An 11,368-nucleotide genomic window follows, 5' to 3' on the forward strand; every position below is an offset into this window, starting at 1 on the left:
CCCTTGCAATATAATGGATGAATATCGTATTACTTTATAATAACAAATTTATAAAAATAATTAAGTAACTAAAAGTAACTTTAAAGATATACGTTATTATAAACAAATCCAATTCAATAATGCAATAGGTTGATTCTTTTTCTCTATATGATTGGGAGTTCAAGCCTGCATTACTGCTTTTCATTTTATGAGCGCAGGCTTGATAAGAACAGCAATTTCTTCTTTTACGGGGAACTACTCTGATTCCTATGTGATCAGTCGGTTGGTTATGCGAGCCACGCGTTCTCCCAGAGCTTTACCCAATGCTATGCCTTGTTCGCTCAGCAGATCATCACTGTCCACCGGACAAGTTACCCCAACACCATAATAGGAGCCATATAAAGCATTATCTGCAAAGTTGCCAGGCAGTCCGGTAATAATCATGCCTTGATGGAGCATAGGTGTCAGCAAATGAATCAAGGTTGACTCCAGTCCACCATGCTCGGTGGCGATGGTACAGAACACCGCACCAACTTTGTCTACAAGTTTGCCCTCAGCCCAAAGGTAGCCCAGCTTATCGATCCACTTTTTCAAACCAGAGCTGATGGAGCCAAAATGACCTGGGCAGCCCCAAATAATGGCGTCCATTTCCACCAGCTTGTAGATGTCGGCTTCTTCTGTGGAATGCAAATGAACGGTTGCACCATGCACGCTGGCTGCGCCAGCAGCAATCGACTCGGCGAGCGCCCGTGTATGCCCGCCTTCACTATCGAAAACAATATAAATGTTCATTGCTTGATTCCTCCTTGTGTGGTTATCTGTTCATGCTATAAGGTAGCTTGTCACATGAAACCGCAAAATAAGCATGAACTTTACAGACAAGTAAAGGGTTTTGGGACAAGCGCATTTTTCACAAACAAAATAGTACAAATATGTTACAATATAAGGTAGGTTAATGATCAAAGGTAGGAGGAACGTTTATGAGCCCGGATACGGAGCGAAACTCTCAATTGGCAAATGTCGATCAATTGTTGGAGGCCTTCTTCAGATATAAAAATAAGGTATTGGATCAGCAGCAAAGGAATGAAACAAACTGCAAATTGAATCCGACGAAAAGTCATATATTGGGCATGATTTTACGTGAAGAACGCTGCATGGCTGTAGACGTGGCAAGACAACTTAGTCTATCCTCAGGAGCAACCACAATTGTGCTGAATCAACTGGAGAGCGAAGGTCTGATCCAGCGGGTGCGCAGCGAAGAGGATCGAAGGATCGTATGGTTGTCCTTATCGGAAGATGGGAAGCAGCTTGCAAGAACGTTGATTAATAATCGTGGTCGGATGACGTGGGAACTTTTGCAGGCGCTTACGGAAGAGGAACAACTGCAGATGTTCGGCATGCTGAAGAAGATTGAGTTGAAACTGCTGGAAAAAATGAAATCATTGGAGCAGACGCATCGCTAAATATATGGTGTGTAAAGCGCCAGTCTTCAAGAATTTGAGCCCGCTTTGGGACTTGAACCTTGAGGGCTGGCGTTTTATTTTTTTAATCAGATATGGAAGCGTTGAATGTGATCGGTCAGACCTTCCTGCATGAGAATTTCCTTCTGCTTTCGACCGAGCAGATCAAAATGGGGAAAAGGCTGACGCCGATGAATGTATCGTGGGTCCAGTCCATGTTCGGTACACCAGTGTTCAAGCCGATTCAGATCAGCACAGCCCACTTTGGTCACACTGGTAATGCCCGGAAAACGGTTGTCGATCCAAAAATGAGTGAGATAGGCCAGGTCGCCACGAGATACACGTTCTTTCCACTCGGTCAGCTCCTGTCGTTTAATTCCAAATGCCATATACACCAAGTTCCTTTCCAAAACGGGTATTGTCCTGAGCATATTGTAACATCTTATAAACAGAACCAATCAGAAATCTTCAACCGGGCTATTGCCCAATCGCTCTAGGCGGGGTGTTGAATATGACAATATTTTTATAATCAACTTTGGTTTATGTTAAAATAAGGCTACACAAAATGGTTTCACCACTTCATTACTCGGAAAGGGATTGTCATCATGGAACTGTTTATTGCCGTGCTTGTTTTGCTGGTATTGATCGGTTTATCGAATATTTTGAACCGGTTTGTACCCTTTATCCCCATTCCGCTAATTCAGATTGTTCTTGGTGTAGCCATAGCTCTGTTACCTGCGGGTGTGCATCTGCCACTGAATCCGGAATTGTTTTTCGTGCTCTTTATCGCTCCGTTGCTGTACAACGACGGGAAGCGAACGCCTAGGCACGAGCTGTGGAATCTAAGAGCGCCCATCCTGTTATTGGCCTTGGGCCTTGTATTTGTCACGGTTGTCGTTGCAGGGTACGCCATTCACTGGCTTATTCCTACCATTCCGCTACCTGCGGCTTTTGCACTCGCGGCGATTCTGTCCCCGACAGACGCTGTGGCTGTAGGCGCCATGGCAGGTCGTGTGCATTTGCCCAAGAGCATACATAGGCTTCTTGAGGGAGAAGCATTAATGAATGATGCATCCGGTCTGGTTGCATTCAAATTTGCGATTGCCGCCACGGTTACGGGTGTGTTTTCCCTGGCTCAGGCGTCTTTCAGTTTTATACTTATCGCGATTGGCGGGCTGTTGATTGGTGCCTTGTTATCCTTACTGTTGATCCGATTGGGTGTCTGGATTCGGCGGTTGGGTATGGAAGATGTCACCATTCATATGCTGTTGCAAATTTTAACGCCATTCGTTATTTATCTGGTAAGTGAAGAGGTCGGGGTTTCGGGCATTCTGGCGGTAGTCGCCGGGGGGATCATTCATGCGATTGAGCGTGACCGGACCGAGTCCGTACAACTGAAGATGCAGGTGGTATCTGCGAGCACCTGGTCTGTCATTTTATTTATTTTGAACGGGTTGGTTTTTGTCATTCTGGGGGTACAGATCCCGGATGTGCTAAGTACCATCTTTGAAAATGTTTCATTTGATAACTTGCAAGTACTCGGCTATGTGGGCCTAATTTCAGTGCTATTATTAGTACTGCGTTTTGTCTGGATCTATCTGTTCTGGAAAGGAAATGAAAATTCCGGTGAGGAGTTGTCGAGCGGGAAGCCCCGGCTGAAAGAAATTACGATCATTACCCTTTCGGGTGTGAGAGGGGCTGTGACGTTGGCGGGGGCATTCTCCATTCCTTATGTTCTCCAAGACGGGTCTCCTTTTCCTGAAAGGGATCTGATCATTTTCCTGGCGGCAGGTGTAATTCTGTTCACTCTGATTGCTGCAAGTGTGTTCCTTCCTGTTCTGGCAAAAAACGAAGAAAAAGTGGAAGAAGGCACACCGCAAACGACGGAACGCAAAGCGCAGGATATTATGTTGAATGCCGCCATTCGCGCAGTCAAGTCGGAAATGAACGACGAGAACAAAGCTGCTGCACTTGCAGTTGTTTCGGATCTGTCGAAATATATCAGGCAGGCGGCTGGCGAGCTTACTGCAGGCAAGCGCAAAGACATTTTGAAACAGGAAACAGCAATTAATCTCATCGCTACCCGGGCTGAACGCAAGGAAATTGAGAATATGATGGACGAAAATGTAATTGCTTCGGAAGCGGCCTTTAGATGTAACAGCTGGTTGGATCGTAAGGAAATGATGCTTGCGAACCGTACGAATACCCAGATGATGTTCTCGCTCAGTGAAATTGGGCGAGTGTTTGGACATGTGTTTACGAATCGTTCGCAGAAGCCGGAACAGCCGTTTATGATCGAGAATGCGGAGTTGTTCCGTCAAGTGAAGATGCGTACCTCGGAAGCGGCGATCAAGGCGATTCGTGCTCATATGAATGATAGTAACCGGATTGTCTCTCTCTCGGTCATCTCTAGATATGAACGGGTCATTGCCAAATTACGTACCTGGAATCAGGGCAAAACCGAAGATCCATTTGATCAGGAAAAGCTGGAATTGCAAATGGTGGCGATGCAGGAGCAGCGCAATACCATACAGCAATTATACGAAAATGGCGAAATCAACCGGGATGTGGCCGCAAAACTCCGCCGATTTATCAATGATGTGGAAGCCACAGCGCTGAAAAACACCTAATCCGATAAACCCGATATTTTAAATAAGCTTAACCCTCTGATATAATATATTTGAGTTACCAACGCTCAGAAAAGGAGATGGATGAGACATGGCAGAACAACGTACTCGCTTGGGCAATACCGATCTGATTGTTAATCCGATTGGATTGGGTGCAAATGCAGTAGGAGGACATAACATCTATCCGAATATGCTGAATGATGAGACAGGCAAGGATGTCGTTCGCGCAGCTTTGAAACAGGGAATTAACTTTTTGGATACTGCTTTCATCTATGGACCTGAGCACTCAGAACGGTTAATTGGTGAAGTGCTGAAAGAAACAGGTCAGCGCCAAGATACCATCATTGCGACGAAAGCTGCACATAAATTTGTGGATGGTAACGTAGTTTTTGATAATTCACCTGCTTTCCTCAAAACCTCTGTAGATGAGGCATTGAAACGTCTGCAGACAGATTATATCGACCTGTTCTATATTCATTTTCCGGATGAACATACACCGAAGGATGAGGCTGTTGGCGCGCTGAAACGTTTAAAGGACGAAGGTAAAATCCGGGCCATTGGAGTATCCAACTTCTCCATTGATCAGTTGCGTGAGGCAAATCGTGATGGAGATGTAGATGTACTGCAATCTGAATATAATTTGTTCAAAAGAGAAGCGGAGAAGGAATTACTGCCCTATACGGCAGAGAATGACATTTCTTTTGTACCTTACTTCCCTCTGGCAGCAGGTCTGCTGGGCGGCAAATATAATCATGATACAACCTTCCAGGATGGACGGGCGAAGAACCCGTTATTCACTGGAGAAGCCTTTATTCAGAATTTGGACAAGGTGGAACAACTGCGCAGTATTGCACAGTCCAAGGATGCCGAGGTCGCTCATCTCGTTCTGGCCTGGTATCTGACTCAGCCGTCCATTGATGCACTCATTCCTGGGGCCAAGAAACCGGAGCAGGTCATCAACAATCTGAAAACACTGGATGTTGAGCTTACAGCTGAGGAAATTGCAGTCATTGATCAGATATTTCGTTAAATAGTTCTGGTGAATCGGGAGATGCTAACAGGGAGTTTACGTTTGAAGATAAAGAGAGGACATAAACATGAACCTGAAGGCAGCCCGATGCATCGGATTGTGTACGCTGATTATTCTGCTGGGCAGCAGCTCTGCCTACGCCAAACCTGTGCAGAAGAATCGACAGTATTATGAGGAACGGGGAGAGATTGTGTGGGAGGTTCCCACGCATGACAAGCTCATCGCACTGACCTTTGATGATGGACCAGATCCGGTCCAGACCCCGCAGATCCTGGCTTTGCTCGAGAAATATCAGGCCAAAGGTACTTTTTTTGTTCTTGGCAAATGGGCGGAAAAGTTTCCTAACCTGATCAAGCAGGAGCAGCGGGAAGGACATGAAATCGCCAATCATACGTACGCACATACGTACGCGGTTAGATCAACAAGGGCGGATAAGTACAGCCATGAAATGAACATAGCGGAGAAATCCATTGTTGGAGCAGGGGCGCATCGTCCCACGTTGTTCAGACCACCGGGGGGCTATTACAATGACATGGTCATTCAGGTCGCCAAGCAGCAAGGATATACGATTGTGCTATGGTCCTGGCATCAGGACACACGTGATTGGGCTTCACCAGGTGTATCAGCCATTGTGAACAAAGTGCTGAAAAACGCACGTAACGGGGATATCGTTCTCTTTCATGATAAGGTGGAGGGCAAGTCTCAGACGGTTACCGCGCTAAAAACGATTCTGCCCAAGTTGCAGGAGCAGGGATATCGTTTTGTTACCGTATCGGAACTGCTTGCCGTCAAGGCGAGAGAGGCTGCCAAGGATGACAATTCATCCTTACCCCAGCATCCATAGTGCAAGCCAAAAACCGCAGGTCTCTGGATTGAAGAGACTTGCGGTTTTTTTTGTTTCAATATCAGAATGTAGCTTGCGGATTTGTTATACAGGGTTGTATAGAGAATTAGAGGTTACCAAGCGCAATTAGCGTTCAGGCTTGATTTTACGAGGACGGGAGCGAGCCCGTCGCAGGAACAACGATAGAAACAGACCAATGATTGAAATCCAGGTTGCTACAATGAAAGCATCATTAATACCTTCAATCGTTGACGTCTGAACAGCAATACCATAGAGCTGTTGTAATGCGAGACTGGAACCTTGTTCAGGCGGCATTCCAGCAGCGGTAGCCATCTGCGTACCGAGCATGCCCACTTGTTCCGTCAGTGCTACATTGGTTGTGGTGACGGTGTTACTGTAATCCGCCAAATGAATGCCCGCACGTGTCGCCATCACGGTGATAAGCAATGCGGTCCCGATTGAGCCTGCCACCTGCCTGACTGTATTGGACATGGCCGTCCCATGACTTGTGAGATGAGGCGGCAATTGGTTTAACCCCTCTGTCTGTACAGACATCATAAGCATGGACATCCCGAAACTACGGAAAGTATATAGCATCATAATGTGACCGTAGGGCGTCTCCCCCGTCAACTTGCTAAACTCAAAGGTGGAGATGGCGGTAATGATCAAACCGACAATGGCGAGGGGGCGAGAGCCGATCCGGTCAAACAAGGCACCTGAGATGGGAGACATGACGCCCATTAGCAAAGCGCCGGGCAGTAGCAACAAACCGGATTGCAGGGGAGAGAATCCCCTTATATTTTGCAGATAGATCGGTAACAGCAGCATTCCGCCAAAGAGTGCCATGTTAATCGTTGCACTGACCAGCGTCGAGATGGTGAAGATATCGTATTTGAATACACGAAATTCCAGCAAAGGGTTCTTCATGGCCGTCTCTCTGAGGACAAAGAAGACGATGAAGAGTACGCCAATTATTAATGTCAACAGCACAGTCGCGCTGGTCCAGCCTTTATCCCCGGCAGAGCTGAATCCATAGAGCAGAAAGCCGAAACCAATAGTGGAGAATAACGCGCCAAATCCATCAAATTTCGGTGAAGTAAGCTTGGACACATTTCTTAGCCATATAAAGGCAAACAAAATATCAAGCAAGGCGAGCGGAATGACCATATAGAACAGAATCCGCCATGTGTAATGTTCCACGATCCATCCCGATAACGTCGGGCCAATGGCCGGAGCAAACATCATGGCAATGCCCATCGTGCCCATGGCCGTTCCCCGTTTCTCTGGAGGGAAAACAGTCAGAAACACGTTCATAACCAAAGGCATAATAATACCAGCCCCACTGGCTTGTACGATACGACCGATGAGCATGACCGTAAATCCAGGACTGATGGCACAAATCAACGAACCTAACGTAAACAACAGCATCGCAGTCACGAACAATTTACGGGTCCCGAACGACTCGATCAAGTAAGCTGTAATCGGAATGAGTACCCCGTTCACCAGCAAATAAGCTGTGGACAGCCACTGCACGGTCGTTGCTGAGACGTTAAAGTCATTCATCAGATGGGGGATGGCTACATTGAGCAAAGTCTGGTTCAGAATGGCGATAAATGCGCCGAGCAGCAGGACAGCGATGGTTTTCCCAAGTGGCACTTGATTTTCCATCAGCAGCCTTAAATATGAACGCGCACGGTAGCGCTCATGCCGGGAACCACACCCAGTCCTTTATATCCTTCGATCGTAATGATGATCGGGATGACTTGTGTTACTTTGGTGTAATTTGCATTCGTATTGGACGAAGGCAGCAGCGAAAAGGAGGACGCAGTGGCAAGTCCGATCTGGTCCACTTTGCCAGTCAATGTGGTGTCAGGAAAAGCATCGACATATACGTCGACGATCTGACCCGCTTTAATTTTATCAATCGCGGTCTCATCCACATTGGCCGTTACGTACAGGTTATTGAAATCATAGGCCCGCGCGAGGGGCGTACCTGCAGATACTAGCGAATTTTCGACAGCGGTCTGTTGTACAATGGTGCCATCAACAGGCATCGTCACGGATGTTGATTTGCCCGCAGCGGTAACGGTGGCGACAGTATCGCCTGCATTAAAGGTTGTACCTACCTTGCCTTTCCAGGATCGGAGCTCACCGCCTACTGCGGAAGCCACGGAGATAGGCTGCCCGGTAACTAACGCATTATCGGTTTTAACGTAGCTGGTGGATTGGTTGTAATAGTAGATCCCGGCCGCCCCGGCTCCCAAAATCACCAGTATTACGATGATATTGATCAAAATGGCACGTGAATTCATGCTGATCATTCCTCCTCAATTCGGTTATCTTTAAACCTTCTCTTTAATCAATGCTGAAAGTCTTCTGCTGACAATCCTGTTTGGAGCATTCCCGCTACTTTGTCGCTCTATACGAAACAAGGTGAAATATTATTCGCAGAATAGGGCACCAATATATTGATTAAGGTTGCCTACAGGCGGATGATAAGGAGGATGCTCATATGTTGATCATTTTGGTGGTAATTGTTGTTATTGGGGTTGTGTTTCTGATGATTTATAACTCCAGATCGTCCCGCAAGGCTGCAGAAGCAAGAGCTTCCAAAATAGCAGAGGTGGATGAAGGGCCTGTCCTGCTTCATGAAGAAGATCATGCCCGGAAGGAAGAACGAATTAGCGAACAGGCCGAGCATACAGAGGTTTTAGAACATGAGGAGCGCAGGCAAACGGAAATTCACCAGATGGATTCCACATTGGATACGCCTCCTTCACCTCAGAAAAGAGAGACGCAGACGACAGATGGCGATCAAGCTTACCGTCAAGCATTGCTTCATTTCCGTAAACCTGCTGAAGAGGAAGCTGTGCTGACGGATACAACTGAACCTGAAAAGAGTGCAGATGAAGTCTATCGATCAGCGCTGAAAATGATGAAAAGCAAATCTTCTGATCCCTCTTCAAAGCGGAAATAACCATTCAGTTATGTTTTTGAACATTGGACATGGCTTTCGTTTTCATTCCAAAACGTCTACAATAGATGAAGCTTTGTGAATTATGGCTGCATGACATGGAATACGTTGAAGAGGAGAGAGAAACCCATGAACGGACAACAACGAGTAAATATCAAACCGGGTCTTGAAGTGGATATCGTGCTCAAGCAAGATCAGCCTACAGGCAAACTGACACGTGGTATCGTGAAGGATTTATTAACCAAGTCCCCCACACATCCGCATGGAATTAAAGTGCGTTTGACCAATGGACAGGTAGGTCGGGTGAAACAAGTCGTTACAGGAGCGTCGGAATGAGCCGGTGCCCGAGGTTGTGACATGCTTACAACTGCGGATGTAATGGCACATCTGGCCTCGGGTAACGAGCGTCAGCAGGATGCTTATGAAGTGCTGCAATCTAGTGGATTGTTAAGCATATTGGCTGACTACCAGCCTTATCTGGCCGGAACAGTGCCGATTGATATTGATATTCCCGGAAGTGATCTTGATCTATTATGTGAAGCGACAGATTTGGGAGCATTCGAAACCTTAGTGCACCGACAACTGGGCGGCATGCAAGGTTTTCGATGCAACCGGGGGGATGGCCATGCAGACCAGTGTCCTTATGTGACCTGTTGTGTGGATATTGGAAACTGGCCTGTAGAGATTTTCGCTCAGTCCTTACCTGTACGCAGGCAAAATGCTTATATTCACATGTGGGTAGAGTGGGAATTGTTGCAACTATGGGGAGTAGCAGGACATCGTGAGATTCGCAAACTGAAGCTGGAAGGCTTGAAGACGGAGCCTGCATTCGCTGCTGTACTGGGACTTCAGGGAGACCCCTATGAGGAAATGCTTCATCTGGCCGCAATGAGTAAGGATGAGCTTTGGCAATGGGCCCGTTTGCGTACGTCTTTTCAGTTTGAATAAAATGGTTTCCGCAATCAGATTAAAAAGATAGCCACAATCGTAGTAACGGTTAGTCCCAGCAGTACCGGTTTCAGGTTACGACGTGCCAGTTCAAATGGACTGACCCCGCAGATGGCAGCAGCTGGAATTAAGGCCCATGGAATTAAGGTCCCACCGCCTACCCATATGGCGGCGATCTGACCCAGTGACGTCAGTACAGGTGCGGAATCTGCCGAACCTGCAAACATGGACGCAATGGAGCCGACCAGGGATATTCCCGAGAACCCCGAACCATCCATTCCCGTGACCGCACCGGTCACAGTCATCGTTATAGCCCCTACCGTATTATTCAGTGGAACCAACCCGGCAAGAGCAACCCCCAAATCATTCACAATACCGTGCGAACCAGCAGGCAGCGGGTTGTTGAACAGCTCTGTGATCGCAGCATCTCCAAGATAGAAGAAAGCGGCAATCGGTATGACTGGACCAAACACCTTGAATCCGAACTGAAATCCTTCAATTAAATAGTTTGTTGTTTCTTCCGGGCCTGTATGACGATGTGCTGCAAGGGATACGGCGATCAGAATGAGCACGGCTGTTCCACCAATTAACGCTGTGGCATCACCGCCTTGAAGATTAAGTAAAAACATCAGAATGACATCGACTAAGAATAACAATGGGATGATCAGGGCGAATGCCTTTTGAAGACGGGCCGGCATCGATTGACGTTGAACGGCTGGCTCCTCGGAGATAGGCGCAGAATCTGATGAAGGTGGGAGGACGGTTACTGCTTCACCAGAGATCGGATCACTAAGTTTAACGTGGGAACCTGACTTCATCTCCTTGCGCAGCATCCAGAATGCCGTTACGGTAGACACCGTCCCCATCACTATGACAAGCGGGATACTTGCGGTCATGACGGAGGTAACTGGAAGTCCTGCCGCATCAGCCGTCAGTTTGGGTGCACCTTGAATAATGTAATCCCCTGATAAGGCGATTCCATGCCCAAATAGATTCATGGCAATGGCAGCTCCGATGGGAGGAAGCCCGACTCGTACCGCTACCGGAAGAAGTACGGCCCCAACCAGAGCAACGGCAGGTGAGGGCCAGAAGAACAACGATACGATCATCATAATGAATCCAATTCCCCAGTACGCGACCTGTGGAGAATGGATGAACCGGGTGAGCGGCTTGACCATGACTTCATTGATTCCCGTCCGAATTAACACCCGGCTCATCGCGACAATGATGGAAATGATAAAAATGGTGCTGAGCAGCTCCTTGGCTGCGTAGATAAAACTGCTGAAGATTCCGGATACCGATCCGCTTAATGTTTCAGTCGCGAGGAATCCAATGGTCATGATACCTGCGACACAAATGATCGTTGTGTCTCTACGCCGAACCATGACGGCGATAATTAAGACGATAAAAGCCAGATATACATAATGCAATGGGACGAGTTGAATATTCATCGGACATGCCTCCTTCCATCCTTGGTGTCAACCCAAGGAGTGATATATCGTATGC

The 11,368-nt window shown here is 47.3% G+C and carries 12 protein-coding genes; 7 read left to right on the forward strand and 5 right to left on the reverse strand.

Annotated elements, in window-relative coordinates; all coding sequences use genetic code 11:
• Positions 1-246 precede the first annotated feature (246 nt).
• The gene (locus AMS66_RS26865; protein WP_053783691.1) at positions 247-771 is read right to left on the reverse strand and encodes an NAD(P)H-dependent oxidoreductase; all 525 of its coding nucleotides are present in this window, start codon (positions 769-771) and stop codon (positions 247-249) included.
• Between the two features lie 188 nt (positions 772-959).
• Between AMS66_RS26865 and AMS66_RS26870 the strand changes: the two genes are divergently transcribed.
• Complete coding sequence (locus AMS66_RS26870) at positions 960-1,442, forward strand: MarR family winged helix-turn-helix transcriptional regulator (protein ID WP_053783692.1); 483 nt, start codon at positions 960-962, stop codon at positions 1,440-1,442.
• An 86-nt stretch (positions 1,443-1,528) separates the two neighbouring features.
• On the opposite strand, the gene AMS66_RS26875 is transcribed toward AMS66_RS26870, so the two are convergent.
• Positions 1,529-1,828, reverse strand: a complete 300-nt coding sequence (locus tag AMS66_RS26875) for a hypothetical protein (RefSeq protein ID WP_053783693.1) — start codon at positions 1,826-1,828, stop codon at positions 1,529-1,531.
• 216 nt (positions 1,829-2,044) lie between these two features.
• Here AMS66_RS26875 and AMS66_RS26880 point away from each other — a divergent pair, with 216 nt between their 5' ends.
• From AMS66_RS26880 to AMS66_RS26890, 3 genes are all read left to right on the forward strand, one after another.
• Positions 2,045-4,069: a Na+/H+ antiporter gene (locus AMS66_RS26880; protein ID WP_053783694.1), complete on the forward strand. Its 2,025-nt coding sequence runs from the start codon at positions 2,045-2,047 to the stop codon at positions 4,067-4,069.
• Positions 4,070-4,157: 88 nt separating this feature from the next.
• Entirely contained in the window at positions 4,158-5,096 is a 939-nt protein-coding gene (locus tag AMS66_RS26885) for an aldo/keto reductase (RefSeq protein WP_053783695.1), read from the forward strand.
• Between the two features lie 67 nt (positions 5,097-5,163).
• Positions 5,164-5,940 carry a polysaccharide deacetylase family protein gene (locus AMS66_RS26890; RefSeq protein WP_053783696.1) on the forward strand — a complete coding sequence of 259 codons (777 nt, stop codon included), beginning with the start codon at positions 5,164-5,166 and terminating at the stop codon, positions 5,938-5,940.
• A gap of 126 nt (positions 5,941-6,066) precedes the next feature.
• Here the strand turns inward: AMS66_RS26890 and AMS66_RS26895 are convergent, their stop codons facing one another.
• Together AMS66_RS26895 and AMS66_RS26900 are read right to left on the reverse strand one after the other, a co-directional pair.
• Positions 6,067-7,608 carry a DHA2 family efflux MFS transporter permease subunit gene (locus AMS66_RS26895; protein ID WP_053783697.1) on the reverse strand — a complete coding sequence of 514 codons (1,542 nt, stop codon included), beginning with the start codon at positions 7,606-7,608 and terminating at the stop codon, positions 6,067-6,069.
• An 8-nt stretch (positions 7,609-7,616) separates the two neighbouring features.
• Complete coding sequence (locus AMS66_RS26900; protein WP_053783698.1) at positions 7,617-8,252, reverse strand: HlyD family efflux transporter periplasmic adaptor subunit; 636 nt, start codon at positions 8,250-8,252, stop codon at positions 7,617-7,619.
• Positions 8,253-8,452: 200 nt separating this feature from the next.
• Here AMS66_RS26900 and AMS66_RS26905 point away from each other — a divergent pair, with 200 nt between their 5' ends.
• From AMS66_RS26905 to AMS66_RS26915, 3 genes are all read left to right on the forward strand, one after another.
• A complete protein-coding gene (locus tag AMS66_RS26905; RefSeq protein ID WP_053783699.1) occupies positions 8,453-8,917 on the forward strand; it encodes a hypothetical protein in 465 nt (154 codons plus the stop codon).
• Between the two features lie 126 nt (positions 8,918-9,043).
• Positions 9,044-9,250 carry a YwbE family protein gene (locus AMS66_RS26910; RefSeq protein WP_053783700.1) on the forward strand — a complete coding sequence of 69 codons (207 nt, stop codon included), beginning with the start codon at positions 9,044-9,046 and terminating at the stop codon, positions 9,248-9,250.
• A gap of 21 nt (positions 9,251-9,271) precedes the next feature.
• On the forward strand, positions 9,272-9,862 hold the full coding sequence (locus AMS66_RS26915; RefSeq protein WP_053783701.1) for a DUF4269 domain-containing protein: 591 nt from the start codon (positions 9,272-9,274) through the stop codon (positions 9,860-9,862).
• A 14-nt stretch (positions 9,863-9,876) separates the two neighbouring features.
• Here AMS66_RS26915 and AMS66_RS26920 read toward each other — a convergent pair whose 3' ends face one another.
• Entirely contained in the window at positions 9,877-11,313 is a 1,437-nt protein-coding gene (locus AMS66_RS26920; protein WP_053783702.1) for a hypothetical protein, read from the reverse strand.
• Positions 11,314-11,368 lie beyond the last annotated feature (55 nt).

Origin of the sequence: Paenibacillus xylanivorans (assembly GCF_001280595.1) — a bacterium.
Lineage (GTDB): Bacteria > Bacillota > Bacilli > Paenibacillales > Paenibacillaceae > Paenibacillus > Paenibacillus xylanivorans.